General features: G+C 38.5%; 14 protein-coding genes and 1 pseudogene. 4 read left to right on the forward strand and 11 right to left on the reverse strand.

Features of this window, described 5'->3' with window-relative positions; genetic code table 11:
• Positions 1 to 181 precede the first annotated feature (181 nt).
• Genes LXM54_RS17355 through LXM54_RS17365 form a run of 3 tightly spaced genes read left to right on the forward strand, consistent with a single transcriptional unit; the run spans position 182 to position 994 of the window.
• Positions 182 to 313 (forward strand): YuzL family protein, encoded by a 132-nt coding sequence (locus LXM54_RS17355; RefSeq protein ID WP_233316513.1) that lies wholly within the window; start codon positions 182 to 184, stop codon positions 311 to 313.
• 53 nt (positions 314 to 366) lie between these two features.
• The gene (locus tag LXM54_RS17360) at positions 367 to 648 is read left to right on the forward strand and encodes a hypothetical protein (RefSeq protein ID WP_233316514.1); all 282 of its coding nucleotides are present in this window, start codon (positions 367 to 369) and stop codon (positions 646 to 648) included.
• 13 nt (positions 649 to 661) lie between these two features.
• A complete protein-coding gene (locus tag LXM54_RS17365) occupies positions 662 to 994 on the forward strand; it encodes a spore coat protein (RefSeq protein ID WP_233316515.1) in 333 nt (110 codons plus the stop codon).
• Positions 995 to 1,055: 61 nt separating this feature from the next.
• Here the strand turns inward: LXM54_RS17365 and LXM54_RS17370 are convergent, their stop codons facing one another.
• The 4 genes and pseudogenes from LXM54_RS17370 to LXM54_RS28550 all read right to left on the reverse strand — a co-directional run.
• Entirely contained in the window at positions 1,056 to 1,304 is a 249-nt protein-coding gene (locus LXM54_RS17370) for a DUF2573 family protein (protein WP_233316516.1), read from the reverse strand.
• Between the two features lie 244 nt (positions 1,305 to 1,548).
• Positions 1,549 to 2,697: an FtsW/RodA/SpoVE family cell cycle protein gene (locus LXM54_RS17375; RefSeq protein WP_233316517.1), complete on the reverse strand. Its 1,149-nt coding sequence runs from the start codon at positions 2,695 to 2,697 to the stop codon at positions 1,549 to 1,551.
• A 358-nt stretch (positions 2,698 to 3,055) separates the two neighbouring features.
• Positions 3,056 to 4,003, reverse strand: a complete 948-nt coding sequence (locus LXM54_RS17380) for a methyl-accepting chemotaxis protein (RefSeq protein ID WP_442780505.1) — start codon at positions 4,001 to 4,003, stop codon at positions 3,056 to 3,058.
• Positions 3,998 to 4,336, reverse strand: a pseudogene (locus LXM54_RS28550) (HAMP domain-containing protein); the annotation flags it as partial. The gene LXM54_RS17380 and the pseudogene LXM54_RS28550, both read right to left, overlap by 6 nt.
• Before the next feature lie 443 nt (positions 4,337 to 4,779).
• Here LXM54_RS28550 and LXM54_RS17385 point away from each other — a divergent pair.
• Positions 4,780 to 4,968 (forward strand): hypothetical protein, encoded by a 189-nt coding sequence (locus LXM54_RS17385; RefSeq protein ID WP_233316519.1) that lies wholly within the window; start codon positions 4,780 to 4,782, stop codon positions 4,966 to 4,968.
• Between the two features lie 134 nt (positions 4,969 to 5,102).
• Here the strand turns inward: LXM54_RS17385 and LXM54_RS17390 are convergent, their stop codons facing one another.
• From LXM54_RS17390 to LXM54_RS17420, 7 genes are all read right to left on the reverse strand, one after another.
• The gene (locus tag LXM54_RS17390) at positions 5,103 to 5,837 is read right to left on the reverse strand and encodes an amino acid ABC transporter ATP-binding protein (RefSeq protein ID WP_233316520.1); all 735 of its coding nucleotides are present in this window, start codon (positions 5,835 to 5,837) and stop codon (positions 5,103 to 5,105) included.
• Between the two features lie 33 nt (positions 5,838 to 5,870).
• Positions 5,871 to 6,581, reverse strand: a complete 711-nt coding sequence (locus LXM54_RS17395) for an amino acid ABC transporter permease (protein ID WP_233316521.1) — start codon at positions 6,579 to 6,581, stop codon at positions 5,871 to 5,873.
• Positions 6,568 to 7,380, reverse strand: a complete 813-nt coding sequence (locus LXM54_RS17400; RefSeq protein WP_233316522.1) for an amino acid ABC transporter substrate-binding protein — start codon at positions 7,378 to 7,380, stop codon at positions 6,568 to 6,570. The genes LXM54_RS17395 and LXM54_RS17400 overlap by 14 nt, the downstream gene beginning before the upstream one ends.
• A 208-nt stretch (positions 7,381 to 7,588) precedes the next feature.
• Positions 7,589 to 8,134 (reverse strand): hypothetical protein, encoded by a 546-nt coding sequence (locus LXM54_RS17405; protein ID WP_233316523.1) that lies wholly within the window; start codon positions 8,132 to 8,134, stop codon positions 7,589 to 7,591.
• A 255-nt stretch (positions 8,135 to 8,389) separates the two neighbouring features.
• Positions 8,390 to 10,252 (reverse strand): ABC transporter ATP-binding protein, encoded by a 1,863-nt coding sequence (locus LXM54_RS17410; protein WP_442780503.1) that lies wholly within the window; start codon positions 10,250 to 10,252, stop codon positions 8,390 to 8,392.
• Positions 10,249 to 11,973 (reverse strand): ABC transporter ATP-binding protein, encoded by a 1,725-nt coding sequence (locus LXM54_RS17415; protein ID WP_233316524.1) that lies wholly within the window; start codon positions 11,971 to 11,973, stop codon positions 10,249 to 10,251. The genes LXM54_RS17410 and LXM54_RS17415 overlap by 4 nt, the downstream gene beginning before the upstream one ends.
• 318 nt (positions 11,974 to 12,291) lie before the next feature.
• Positions 12,292 to 14,379, reverse strand: a complete 2,088-nt coding sequence (locus tag LXM54_RS17420) for a methyl-accepting chemotaxis protein (RefSeq protein ID WP_233316525.1) — start codon at positions 14,377 to 14,379, stop codon at positions 12,292 to 12,294.
• Positions 14,380 to 14,490 lie beyond the last annotated feature (111 nt).

Here is a 14,490-nt window from a genome sequence, read left to right on the forward strand (position 1 = left end):
ATTTTTCCTCCTTTTATTTATATTCATATGCAAATTTAGTAAATCCCTTCCTATCTACAATAAAAAACAATGATAAACTTCACAATAACCATATGCGGAAATTAGCTTACAGGAAAAAAGTTTAACCTTTAATTCTGTTCAAATAGGCCATCCTAAGGATATTAGCAAGGAGGTGACAATTATGGCTAAGATGAAAAAAAACCCTTCTAAAGGCGGAGTTAGTGCAGCTAGTGTAAAGGGAGATGCTGGCCCAACAGTAGAAAATGACGGCGGCGGCAAAAGGAACAGTCAAAACAATCAGTATAAAAAATAACAACTAGCTTTCATTCTTTATATAAACTTTTACAAGATATTGGAGGTTTTATCATGCAACAGCAATCAATGAGCAGCATGAGCCAAAATCAAGGGGTTATGATGGAGCCGCCGGAAATGGTGACAGTTAAAGATTCCTTGTACTTGGCAGATATGCTTTCCTGGAATCTCCTTGCGATGAAAAAGGCCCATTTCTTTGCTCAAAATATCCAGGATCAAAACATTAAGTTACAGGCAGAAAAATGCGGGCAAATGCATCAACAGCATTATGAGAAAATCTTAGCTCATTTAAATGAATCTAACCAAAGCAGTCTACAAGGACTGCAACAGCAGTGAACGGAGGTAGAGCATGAATCAGCAAAAAGTCCAAAATCCAGAAACACAAGTAGCCAAAACTCCACAAATGAATGACAGGGATTTCATCAATGATTTGCTGGCAACCGAAAAATACATGACTGCATCCTATTCTACAGCGCTTAATGAGGCAAGCAATGAGAAACTGTACGATGATTTGCTCAGCATTTTCACTGAAACGCAAAACATGCAGAGAGAGCTGTATAATCTCATGTTTCGTGAAGGCTGGTATAAGCTGGAATCAGCCGATCAGCAAAAATTGCAGCAAGCTTATCAGCAGTTTAAAGGATATGAGTCACAATTTCCTTATGGCAGCAGTTTGCAATAATAAAAAAATGCTAGTAGGCACAGGACTAGGAATAGTTGTCCTCCTACTAGCATCATATGATTTAATTTTTATTTTGCTTTTGATTATCATTTAAATTTTTTATTTCACTAATGATATCGACCACCTGCTGTTTCGCCTCAGGAAATTGACCATTCCAATGCTTCACTAAACTCGGCATTGATTTCGCCATCTGGTTGTAAAGCATCCAAATTTCCACTTCTTTCTTTAAGTGGTCATTTCCCTCTCCCAAAAGCAGCTCGGTGTATTTTGACAGTAATGAATCAAATTTCTCGAGAAATTCCTTATCCACTATTATTGCTCCCTCCCCATTTTTTGATTTGACATTATGTTCATTATATTTTATTATAAATTTAAATCAATTGATAATGATTATCAATCTTGATTAAACCGCACTAGCAGCTCACTATTATTTTTCCCCCTCATAAAAAAATAATAGAACCTGAGTCTGTACTAGAAAAAAAGATGTCCTAAGATTAGCAAGCTCCCATGGATCAGGAGCGCTGCTTATCAAAGGACATCTTTTTTTAATGACGTTATTCATCACTTGAAAACATATATTTTTTATAATGGTATCGAATGGAGAAAATTAGCCCGATTGCTAGCATATTTCCAAGCAAAGAACTTCCTCCGTAGCTGATGAACGGCAAAGGAATACCTGTGATTGGCAAAACACCAACAGTCATCCCGATATTTTGGAACACGTGGAATGTCACCATGCTGATAACCCCAACACATATGCATGTATAAAAGGAATTTTTTGTTTCAAGTGCAACCTTCGTAATATGGTAAATGAGCAGGAAAAACAAGCTGATGATAATGCTTGCGCCAATAAAGCCAAATTCTTCTCCGACTACACTAAAGATAAAATCAGTGTGGTTTTCGGGAAGCACTACTTCATTTGTACCTATTCCCTTTCCTGTTGTTTGACCTGATCCGATCGCAAGCAAGGATTGGGTTAAATGATAACCTGTTGAACTTTGGTAGTTATAAGGATCAATCCAAGAGTATATCCGTCCAAACTGATACTCCTTCACTCCTAAGTATTTCTCCAGCCACTCAGGATGCCATATAACCATATATAAAATCGATGTAGCAAGCGTTACTCCGCCAATAAAAATGGGAGCTATTATCTTCCATGTGATGCCTGAAATGAAAATCATCCCAACCATAATAGCAATAAGTACAAGAGACGTACCTAAATCCGGCTGCTGCATGACGAGCAGCAATGGAGCAAACGTAATACCACCTATTTTCAACAGCAATAAGAAATCCGTCTGCAAAGTTTTTACCAGATGCTTTTCCTGATGGTCTACAATAACTTTCGATAAAATCAGGATTAAAAATACTTTAACAAACTCTGATGGCTGCAAGGAAAAGCCCGGAAGCGTGAACCAGCTTTTTGCCCCGTTTATTTCACGGGCAATACTGCTTGGCGCAACAATCAGCAGCAATAATAAGACAATTCCAATGCCATACAAATACCAGGATAGTTTCTTAAGCTGATCAGAATCCAGCTGCATAATCCCAGCGATAATTCCAGTTCCAATAACATAAAAGACAACCTGTTTAATTACAAAACTTGAATCAGCACTGTATATGGCAATAAGACTTGCCAAGCTTAACAACATTAATATAAGTACAAGTGTAAAATCTATTTTTGAAGTATTTCTGTTTGGGGTCATATTTCATTACTCCTCGAATATGTGAAACTTTAAGGTTTTAAAATGTCAAAAAACAAGATAAGCTCATTAATAGTTTGTACAATTCTTCATTATATTTGTAATTGCAGCAAATAACAACTTTCGACAAGCATTTAATCAAAATTTAATGTTTGTTACCCCAAAAAATCTTTCCAATAAAAAAAGAAGCTTATAAAAAGCTTCTTACAGAGGCTGTTGGCAAACACCTTTAAAGTAGTAGATATCTCGCTTATGAGCAACAGAAATCACTCGCTGCTTGTGTGAGACCCAGTCTCACTAATTGAAGTAGAAGTTACCCCAATTAAACTAACTGCTCCTTTTCACCAACAAATAAAGAGAGTTACTTACGATATATTTGCGTCACTTCCACTAATTCATCTGCAATTTTTGCAAGTGATTGAGTGGACACTGTAATTTCTTCAATTGCAGCCAGCTGTTCTTGTGATGATGCGGATACATTCATGGAGTTTTGGCTGTTTTCTTTGGCAATGCTAGTAACTTGATCGACAGAACCTGCGACTTCAACAATGCTGGCATTGATGTTTTTCGCTGCATCAAGGATATTTTCCATCTGTGCACTCATATTCTCCATGCTGCTTGAAATCATATTGAATTTTTCCTTCGTGTTGTTGGTAATATTGATTCCGTCTTTAACTTCATCTGTCACTCTTCTCATTGTTTTCACAGATGTGAGAGTATCTTTTTGAATTTCATTAACTAATACAGCAATTTGTTTAGCTGACTGATTTGATTGTTCTGCAAGCTTTCTGACCTCTTCTGCAACAACGGCAAAGCCTTTTCCAGCTTCTCCTGCTCTTGCTGCCTCAATAGCAGCATTAAGAGCAAGCAAATTTGTCTGATCAGCAATTTCTGTGATGACCTTCAAGAATTGGCCAATTTCTTGGGAACGTTCCTGCAGAAGTTCAATGGTTGTGTTCGACTCTTTCACTGAATTTTGTATTAAACTCATTTGCTGAACGGTGCTATCCACAACGGCTTGTCCTTCTTTAGCCCCCTGCACTGTTTCATTAGTAGATGTAACCATCGCTTCTGTGTTTTTTGCGATATCTCTTATTTCATTGTTAACAACAGCGACAGCGTCTGCTACACTCTCCATTCCCCTTGTCTGTTCCTCTGATCCAACTGCAACACTTTGAATCGCTGCAGAAATTTGTTCCGATACATGGCTTGTTTCAACTGCATTAGCAGTCAATATTTCTGCAGAGGAATTAACCATGTCTGCTGTTTCATTTACCTTATCAACCATTGCCTTAATAGAGTCCTTCATTAAGACAAATTCATCTGTAAGCTGGCCGATTTCATCATTAGATTTTTTTTGCAGAGTATTATCAAGATGTCCTTGGCGTATTTCCTTAGTCGCAGCAAGCAAACTTTTAATAGGCTTAATAATAATTCTTCGCGTAAAGAAAGAAGCAATTAACGTAGTGAATACTAAGTTAATAATTGTATTAATAATCATGCCTAATTCTGGCGCAAAGATTCCTGCCTCTCTAAGCATTTCATTTAATTGTATGGAAATAGGCGTGCTTATTATTGTAGCCAACACTATAATGAAAGCTATTTTTGTTCGTAAACTATGAAACAAATTTTTCTTTTTCATATACAACCGCCCTAACTATTTGTTTTTATAGGATATTATACCTAATTATTTCAGGTAAATATAGCACGAAATTAGTATAACAGTCATCCTTTTTGCTTTTCCTTTGAAATAATTCAAAACTTTTATACTATAACCTATAAAAAAAGGACCATTATGTGCATTGCACATAATGGTCAAAAGTGAGAGGAGGTTATGGGGTTACGGTATAAAGAAAAGCGCTGTATTTCTTTCGGAAAAGATGATACAAGCTATTCTTTATACTTATTAGATATGCTTTTTCTGACGAAAAGTGAGGGCTTATCCCCTTTTCAGCTGAAAAAGGGCAAGCATCTTACCTTTTCCTTTATAAGGTTTGTCCTGTCTCCGCTTCTAAACATACAAGTCAAGCCATATATTATACAGATTGTATTTACTTAGGGAGCTGTATGTAAGGAGGTTACTCTTTGGAAAAACTAAAAAGACTCACTAGTGTTCAATATTGCATGCTTTGGACATTTATCAGCACGCTGATCTTCTATGCTGCAACAGATATCTCCGTGTACACGGTCGCTGCACTAATTGCAGGAATTGTACTTTCCTTCATCAACCTGCTGGAAGATGAGGTCATCCATCAAAAAATACGTGGAGATTAATTTTTTTTAATTTCATGTATAAAAACAAAAAAAAGGGACCACAATGTTATTACAAAGTGTAATTCCCCCTTTTGTTAAAGAGGTATTAGGCCATCATCCCCCCTAAGGATTTTTTAGCCGAATACCTCTTTTTTTTATTGCAGCAACTGCAGAAATTTTTTCGTCCTTGCTTCCTTAGGAGCAGAGAAAAACTCCTCTGGAGTTCCTTTTTCCACAATATAACCGCCGTCCATAAACAGGACTTCGTCTGCTGCTTCTCTGGCAAATTTCATTTCATGTGTGACGACAATCATCGTCATCCCTTCTTTGGCAAGATCCTTCATTACCTTTAAAACCTCACCGACAAGCTCTGGGTCAAGTGCTGATGTTGGCTCGTCAAAGAGCATTACTTCCGGCTCCATTGCCAGCGCTCTTGCGATGCCGACACGCTGCTGCTGTCCTCCAGACAGCTGAAATGGATAAAAATCAAGCTTATCAGCCAAGCCAACTTTAGCAAGAAGCAGTTCCGCTTTCTTCCTTGCTTTTTCTTTGTCTTCTTTTTTGACGATAACAGGTCCTTCCATCACATTTTGCAATGCAGTCTTATGCGGGAATAAGTTATAGCCTTGAAAGACCATGCCTGTTAATTTTCGAAACTCTGTCACTTCTCTTTTGGAAACCTTTTGAGAAAAATCGATGCTTTTATTACTGATGCCAATCGTTCCTCCTGAAGGTGTTTCAAGCAAATTTAAACAGCGAAGCATTGTCGTTTTCCCTGATCCTGATGGTCCGATTACAACAATTACTTTCCCTTTATCAACATCCAAGTTGATATCCTTCAAAACTTCCAGCTCTCCAAAGCTTTTGGACAAACCTTTAATGTTAATCATATGGCATCCTCCTTCCTGCGCAAAAGTGCGTGCCTATTTAAGTAAATGCCTGCTGAATCGATCTTCCAGCCTTTGCTGAACGATGGATAATGGGAAACATATCAACCAATAAAGCAGAGCTACTTCTGAATACAATAATAAAAACTCGTAGTTGGTGCTTGCAATCTCCTGTGCTTTCCGGAACATTTCTGTCACTAGAATTAGGGCAGCAAGCGATGTATCCTTCACCAAGCTGATGAAAGTATTAGATAACGGCGGCAGTGATACTCGTGCTGCTTGTGGAAGGATAACTCTTTTTAAATTTTGTGTATATGTCATCCCAATCGAGTAGCCTGCTTCCCATTGCCCTTTAGGAATGCTGGAAATGGAGGCACGGACAATTTCTGACGCATAAGCCCCGACATTCAAAGAAAAGCCGATAATTGCTGCCGGCACCGGATCGATTGTAAGGTGTTCAGTACTTATATTTGGAAGTCCGTAAAAAATGATAAACAGCTGTACTAATAATGGCGTCCCTCTAATGATGGAAACATATATACGTGCAATAATTTGAAAAATCTTTATGCTTGATAACCGTGCTAACGCGGTTACTACTGCGAGTATAAGACCGATGATGAATGACACAATGGCTAAAGGCAACGAATACAAAAAGGCCCCCTTCAGCAAAGGCAGAAGGGAACTTGTTGCTATATCCGTATATCGTTGGAGCTGCTCCGGATCTGTGAAGATATTATTTAAGAACATCTTCCCCGAACCATTTCTCAGATATTTTTGTGTATGTGCCATCATCGATCATATCTTGAAGTGCTTTATTGACTTCATCTACTAAAGAATCGCTGCCTTTTCTGAACATTAAGCCACTTTGTGCAACATCATCTGCTGTATCAGCAATCACGATATCTACATCAGGCTTTTGTTTTTTGTAATCTAAGAAGGATAGCTTATCATTAACTGTTGCATCAACACGGTTAGAGTTTAGCAATTCAACCGCTTGGTTAAAGCCATCAATACCGACAAGTTCAGCACCGTATGACTCTGCTGTTTTCGCATAGTTGCTTGTTAAGGACTGAGCTGATTTCTTCCCTTTAAGATCCTCAAAACTCTTAATGTCTGAATCAGACTTTGTAACTAAAACAGCAGTTGAAGAAATATATGGATCAGAGAATAGGTATTTTTCTTTTCTCTCATCATTAATCCCAACTTGGTTTGCAATCATATCAAAGCGTTTTGCATCAAGACCTGCAAAGATTGCATCCCATTGTGTTTCTTTAAATTCTACGTCGACACCAAGACGCTTGCCCACTTCTTTGGCAATCTCCACGTCAAATCCAGTTAAGTCGCCTGTTTTTTCATCATGAAAAGTAAACGGAGCATATGTACCTTCTGTACCAACGACAAGCTTTCCATCACTTTTCACTTTTTCAAGAAGATCCTCACTGCTGCTGTCAGCATTTGAATCTTCTTTTTCTGCATTGCTGCCACATGCAGCCAATGCTATAGTTAAACTTAATAATAAGCATAGCAGTAAACTAAATTTCTTCATGCAAAAATCCTCCTAATTCCGATATGTCTTGTCAGACAAAAGCTATCATATTATATCGTGAAGTTATTTGTCAAAACATATTTACTTTCAACTATATTTTCACCAAAAGTCTGCTTGTTAACCGCATTTTTATAAAAGAGAGCAAAAAAATAACCATCATTTGATGGCTAGGAAATATGAATAAGTGCAAAAGAAAAATGAAAATAACTTAAAAGGAAGAGATAGGCTGCAAATGAAAATAATGTTGCAGTTTCCCTTCATATATATGCTCCATTTTATAATCATCAAGCAAGTCATACGGCGTTACTAATGATGGGTGCTTATTCCAATACAAAGCTCCGCTTTCATGAAGAACGGAAGCAACAAACTGTGAGCAAAAATACGCGTTTTTACGCGGAAAAGGAATGTTTAACATAATAAAGAATAAACCGAGCAAATTGTAGCGGTAACAATGCTTTTCTTTTTCAATCTGCTGAATAATCTCCTTCATCTTATCAAGCTGCTCTTTTGTGACGCGAATGCTGTAAATCGCGCAACACGCATTTCTAAAGAAGTCATCCCTTATATCTTCTCTGACAAATCCGCCTATAAACGGATTATTCGGCTTCTTTCGTCCAAAGCTGTAAACCTCAATCAACTGGGAGTCAAAAGAAATAGAGGCATGGTTATGCGGTTTTTTTGTAAAAAGCTTAATGCACCGTGTAAACAAGGTGCCAGTATCACTTAGTATTAAATAAACAATATGCTCATCCATTCTTTACCTCCACCAAAAAACCGTTTTATTGTATAACGACTAACATATGCAAAAAGTTTCCATTTATTGAAAAAATGGTTCATTTATATCAATAGGCATATATCCAATAAATGAAGCATTTTCCTATCTTTATCATATATACTAACAGCTTTTTGGTGAACAATCTTTAGTATTATCTTTGCTCGGACTAAAGTCTTAGAGTGGGATTAACACAAAAAAAGAGCGGACAGTTCTCCGCTCTTTTTCTTGCTGACATTAAGCAGTCGCTTCTGAAAATTGACTGTAATACAAATCTGCATAAAAACCTTTTTGCTGAAGTAATTCTTCATGATTGCCCTGTTCAATCACTTGCCCGTGTTTCATGACAAGGATGATGTCTGCATCCTTAATTGTTGAAAGCCTGTGTGCAATGACGAAGCTGGTTCGATTTTTCATTAGCTCTGCCATTGCCTCTTGAATTTGTGCTTCCGTTCGAGTGTCAACACTGCTCGTTGCCTCATCTAGAATCAGCAGGCTTGGGTTTGCCAGCAGTGCCCTTGCAATTGTAAGCAGCTGCTTTTGTCCCCCGGAAATATTCGAACCATCTTCATTAATGACTGTGTCATAGCCTTCAGGCAATGTGCGGATGAAATGCTCGGCATTTGCAAGCATTGCAGCTCTTGTTATTTCCTCATCTGTCGCACCTTGCTTACCATACGCTATATTGTCGCGAATCGTCCCTTTAAACAGCCATGTGTCTTGCAAAACCATGCCAAACATACTTCGTAAAGCTCCTCGATCCATTGTTGAGATATCAACACCATCAATCTTAATAACCCCGCTGTCAATATCATAAAATCTCATCAGCAAGTTAATCAATGTAGTTTTTCCAGCACCTGTCGGACCAACAATTGCCACTTTCTGACCCGGTTTAATTTGAATCGTTAAATCTTTAATAAGCTCCTCATCTTCTTTATAGCTGAAGTAAACTGCATCGAAGTCTACTGCGCCCTGCGGCTGCTCTATAACCTTCACTCTGCTGGTATCTTTCGGCTCCTCTTCTTCATCGAGCAGCTCAAACACCCTCTCAGCAGAAGCAATCGTCGATTGAATGATATTTGAAATATTAGAAAGCTGCTGAATCGGCTGTGAAAATTGTCTTGCATATTGAATAAATGCTTGCACGTCCCCGACAGTAATTCTGCCTGCCGAAACAAAAATCGCCCCGATAACAACAACAAATACATAGCCTAAATTATTGATGAATTGCATCAATGGCATAATAAGCCCAGAAATAAACTGAGATCTCCAGCTGGATTCATACAGCCTGTCATTAATGCTGTCGAATTCCTCCATCGCTTTTTCCTCATGGCCGAATGCCTTAACAATCTGATGCCCGGTAAACATCTCCTCGATATGCCCATTTAACGCACCGAGTGTTGCTTGCTGGCTCCGAAATTGCACTTGTGAGCGCTTAGCGATTTTTACTGTCGCTAGTATGCTTAAGGGAATAGTTAAAAAGCATACAATGGCAAGAACAGGACTGATCGTAAGCATCATAATAATAACACCGACAAATGTAATGACAGATGTAATCAATTGAGTGACACTTTGCTGCAGCGTATTATTAATATTATCAATATCATTAATGGCTCGGCTCAATGTTTCACCATGTGGTGTTCTGTCAAAATATTTAAGCGGAAGTCTTTCCAGCTTTTCGTGCACCTCTTGGCGAAGCTGGAAGATTGTCTTTTGCGAAATATTAACCATAATGATCTGCTGTATATACATAAACAACGCACTTATAATATATAAAAGAATAAGCCAGACAAGGACCTGTCCGATTGCAGCAAAATCTATTTCTGCCCCTGGCACACCGTTCATTTTATTCATCAGCCCATTAAAAAGCGTATCAATTGCTTCAGCTAATATTTTCGGGCTGAAAATGGAAAAAACAGTGCTTAGGATCGCAGCGGCAATCACAAATAAAAGCTGGATTTTATAGGTACCAAGATAACGAGCAAGCCGTTTTAGCGTCCCTTTTTCATCCTTAGCTTTTTGAACAGGCATTCTTGGGCCACCATGTCCTCTTGAGGGAATAGGTGAAGGATGCTTGCTTTGATTATTATGTCCACTCATACTGTCTCCTCCACTACACCTTGTGACTTCACGATTTCTTGATACACACTGCAGCTTGCCAGTAATTGCTCATGTGTGCCAATCCCTGCAATCTTTCCTTCGTCTAAGACGATAATAGTATCTGCATCTTTAATGGTGCTGACCCTTTGTGCAACGATTACAACATTTGCATCCGTAATTTCCTTATTCAACGCTTTTCTTAAATTAGCATCTGTTCGATAATCAAGGGCGGAAAAGCTGTCATCAAACAAGTAAATGCGCGGCTTTCTTACAAGTGCTCTCGCAATGGACAGACGCTGCTTTTGTCCGCCTGAAAGATTTGCGCCTCCTTGTGAAAGTTCTGAATAGATGCCCTTCTCCAGCTCATCGACAAACTCCTTCGATTGGGAAATCTCCAAAGCTTTCCGTATTTCTGCCTCTGTAGCATCTTCCTTTCCAAATCGGATATTATCGGCAATTGTCCCTGTAAAAAGGACAGCTTTTTGCGGCACATAACCGATTAGCTGGCGCAGATTGCCTTGAGCATACTCCTTTATATTCATTCCATCTACAAGTATTTCACCTTTATTCACATCGTAAAATCTTGCTATTAAATGAAGGATTGTGGATTTCCCTGAGCCTGTCCCGCCAATAATGGCAGTTGTCGTTCCAGGTCTCATTTGAAACGAAAGATGCTCAAGCACTGGCTTTTCTGCCAAGGGATAAGAGAAACTCACATTCCGAAATTCTACATCTCCTCTGCGTAGCATTTGACTGTTTGTTTCGTTATCCTTCATTACTGGCGAAATTTCAAGTACCTCATTGATACGCTCTGCAGAAGCAGAAGCACGAGGCATCATTACAAATATCATGCTGACCATCATAAGAGAAAACATAATTTGCATTCCATATTGGACAAACGCCATGATGTCACCGACCTGCATATTTCCTTGGTCTACCTGAATAGAACCGAACCAAATAATAGCAACTGTAGATAAATTAAGAACAATCATCATAATCGGCATGGTAATCGCCATAATTTTATTGACCTTTAAAGCAGTAGTGGTCAAATCTTCGTTAGCATGACGAAAACGTTTCTGTTCAAACTCCTCTTTATTAAAGGAGCGAATTACACGAACACCAGTCAAATTTTCTCGAAGCACACCATTAAGGTTATCAAGCTTGTTTTGCATCACCTTAAATAATGGGATGCCCTTTTTTATAACAAGATAGATAGTAAGTGCGAGTACCGGGATGGCCACTAGGAATATCAAGGACAGCTTCGCATTTTTTGATATTGCCATTACAATCCCGCCGATACACATCATTGGCGCTAACACAACCATTCTTAATATCATCATCGTTACTTGCTGCACTTGACTTACGTCGTTTGTTGTTCTGTTGATTAGCGAGGAAATTCCTACTTGATTTGCTTCCTCTATTCCGAAGCTCTCTACCTTATAAAACATCTTTCTTCTTAAGTCCTTTGCAAAAGATGATCCAACTTTAGAGGAGTAATAGCTTGAAAAACAAGCACATACCGTACCAAAGGCAGCGACTGCAATCATCAATCCGCCTAGTTGCAGCATTAGAGGGCGGTTGTCCTTTACAATTCCATTATCGACTATATCAGCCATAATTGTCGGCAAAAACAGTTCTGCCAGTACTCTGAACAGTGTTAATAACAGTACGATCGCAACCCCTATCTTATACGGTTTTAATCCTAGCAGCAGCTTCTTCATCCATTTCCCTCCAATCTTCCTTCATTGTTGCTATAATCTCTCGACAGCTTCACTGTATACCTCATTTAGCAACTCAATAAACTTATTATTAACTGCTATATCTCTTGCTCTTTTCATACATTTACTTTGTACTATCATTTCCTTTATCTTTTAAAGAAAACCTTTCAACCTGTCTGTTCCTATTTATAAACAAAGCGACAATTCTTCCTTTCATTAGGCAGGCTAACTAATTATAGGAAAGGGTATTTTTGATGTCAATTAATATAGAAGAACAGCAATCTTGCACAAAAAAACCCGCTTTGCCGGCGGGTTTTTGTCTTACACTTTAAATTTATTAACAATCACAAGCAGCTCTTCTGCCATTTTTGTCAAAGCTTTAGCAGAGGAATTAATTTCTTCCATGCTGGCAAGCTGCTCTTCTGAAGCGGCTGCCACCTCTTGGGCACCTGCTGCATTGCCAAGTGCAATTGTGGCAATATCATTGGCTGAGGAGGAAACCTCTTGTAGGCCTGCAGACATTTGCTGTGCAGCCCCAGATACGTCTTCCATTTCCGGACCCATTTCTTTTGTGCTTTGTATAATTTGGGCAAACTTGTCAGATGTAGCTTCTGAGATGGATAATCCTGCTTCAGCATTTTTTGATACTTCTCCCATGATGACAACCGATTGATCTGTATCTTTTTGAATGTCAGCAATAAGGGCAGAGATAAGCTTAGCAGACTCCTGCGATTGTTCTGCAAGCTTGCGAACTTCATTGGCAACAACGGAGAAACCTTTGCCGTGCTCTCCGGCTCTTGCTGATTCAATGGCCGCATTTAAAGCCAGTAAATTAGTTTGATCAGCAATGGAGCCAATAACTTGAATGATTTTGCCGATTTCCTTGGAGCGGTTATTTAATTCCTCAATCACTTTATTTGATTGCTTAATAGACTGGTGAATAAACTGCATTTGTTTCAAGTTTTTCTCAACAAATGCTCCGCCTTCTTCAGCCAAATGATGTGCATCCTTGGAAAGAGCTGCGACAGCAGTTGATTTATCTGCAATCTTCATTACATCTTGAAGAACTTCCTCTAACGAAGTAGAGTTTTGCCCAATACTTGTCGTAATGTTCTCTGCATCATGAGCAATTTGCTGCACAGATGTAGTCACCTGATTAGAAGCAGCTGTCGTTTGACCAGCACTTGCCACCAATTGTTCAGAAGAGGCAGTCACCTGCTCCATCGAATGATTCAGACTTGTAACAACATCTCGCAAGTGACTCTGCATGCTTGTAAAGCCTTTGGCAAGCAAACCAATTTCGTCCTTTGCTTTAATCGAAATATCTTCTGTTAAATCACCGGCGGAAATTCGTTCTGCACTTTTAGCCAACAGCTTCAATGGCATAATAATAGAGCGGATAATATAGAAAATAAGTGCGCCGCCAATTATAATTGCCGCAATCAGCACAATCGTTGTTGTTGAAAAAATAGTCGAAGACGCCTTTCCTATCTCCGATTGATCCATAACGCCAGCAATCTTCCAGCCTGTTTTTTCATCAGACTCATAAATTGCTAACCTCTCCTGCTGTTCGTCAGTAAAGGCCACTTCGCCTTCCTTCTCTTTATACATTTCCTGAATCCACTGTGAATTATCCTTTGCACCAGTATTTGAATTAGGATGATAAATATAGTTTCCTTGTGCATCCAGGAGCAGCATATATCCTTGTTCACCGATTTTCGAGCCTCTGATCATATCCTTTAAAGAACTGATCTTTAAATCGATTGCAATGGCACCTTTCTTGTCATACGTGACCTTAGAGAACGTAACAATCGAATTCCCTGTTCGCTCATCCTCCCTCGGCTGGAGCATCACAACATTCCCGTCTGAATTAACAGCTTCCTTATACCAGGTTTGATCGAGAAAATCTATTCCATCTGGCACTTCCTGATTTGCATTTATGTATACTTCGCCATCTTCCCTAACATAGTAAACATTAAGAACATCTTGGTTCTGTCCTAAGTATTGGGTGAATATTCTTCTTATTTCATTTCTGTCTCCGTCGAGCATTGAATCATCAATTACATTCGCCATAAAGGTTGCATCCTGCTCTTTCTTAGTTGTTATAGATGCAATTTCATTATGAATAAACTTGACACTTTCATGTGAGGAAACAATTAGATTTTGTTCAATTTTATCTTTTGCTATTACATAGGAAACAATGGAAATAATTAAGCTGGGAACTAGGAGAATAGTGAGAAAGGAGAATATAAGCTTTTTTCGTATAGATACGAACTTAGTCTTTGTCTTTCTATTGTTCCCCAGTCTTGCAAACACAGTATTAATTCCTTTTTTCCAGTTTCGTATGCTAGCTGTTACTTTAGTGCCACCTTCTTTCTTTTTGAAAAATTTAGACTTTTTGCTTTTCATGAATACTACTCCTTTTGGGCTATTTATGAAAATATTCATATAAATCAAATTACCTATTCATTATAGCAAAAAACTAAATTTTTCTGAATAAATTATTTATAAAAAATATTC

The sequence above is a fragment of the Bacillus sp. Au-Bac7 genome, from assembly GCF_021341655.1.
GTDB lineage: Bacteria > Bacillota > Bacilli > Bacillales > Cytobacillaceae > Niallia.

Coding starts and splice junctions, on each gene's coding strand:
- LXM54_RS17400 (WP_233316522.1), bottom strand. CDS start 7,380: ATGAAGAAATTTAGTTTACTGCTATGCTTATTATTAAGTTTAACTATA.
- LXM54_RS17415 (WP_233316524.1), bottom strand. CDS start 11,973: ATGAAGAAGCTGCTGCTAGGATTAAAACCGTATAAGATAGGGGTTGCG.
- LXM54_RS17405 (WP_233316523.1), bottom strand. CDS start 8,134: ATGGATGAGCATATTGTTTATTTAATACTAAGTGATACTGGCACCTTG.
- LXM54_RS17365 (WP_233316515.1), top strand. CDS start 662: ATGAATCAGCAAAAAGTCCAAAATCCAGAAACACAAGTAGCCAAAACT.
- LXM54_RS17395 (WP_233316521.1), bottom strand. CDS start 6,581: ATGTTCTTAAATAATATCTTCACAGATCCGGAGCAGCTCCAACGATAT.
- LXM54_RS17420 (WP_233316525.1), bottom strand. CDS start 14,379: ATGAAAAGCAAAAAGTCTAAATTTTTCAAAAAGAAAGAAGGTGGCACT.
- LXM54_RS17375 (WP_233316517.1), bottom strand. CDS start 2,697: ATGACCCCAAACAGAAATACTTCAAAAATAGATTTTACACTTGTACTT.
- LXM54_RS17355 (WP_233316513.1), top strand. CDS start 182: ATGGCTAAGATGAAAAAAAACCCTTCTAAAGGCGGAGTTAGTGCAGCT.
- LXM54_RS17360 (WP_233316514.1), top strand. CDS start 367: ATGCAACAGCAATCAATGAGCAGCATGAGCCAAAATCAAGGGGTTATG.
- LXM54_RS17390 (WP_233316520.1), bottom strand. CDS start 5,837: ATGATTAACATTAAAGGTTTGTCCAAAAGCTTTGGAGAGCTGGAAGTT.
- LXM54_RS17410 (WP_442780503.1), bottom strand. CDS start 10,252: ATGAGTGGACATAATAATCAAAGCAAGCATCCTTCACCTATTCCCTCA.
- LXM54_RS17380 (WP_442780505.1), bottom strand. CDS start 4,003: ATGAAGGACTCTATTAAGGCAATGGTTGATAAGGTAAATGAAACAGCA.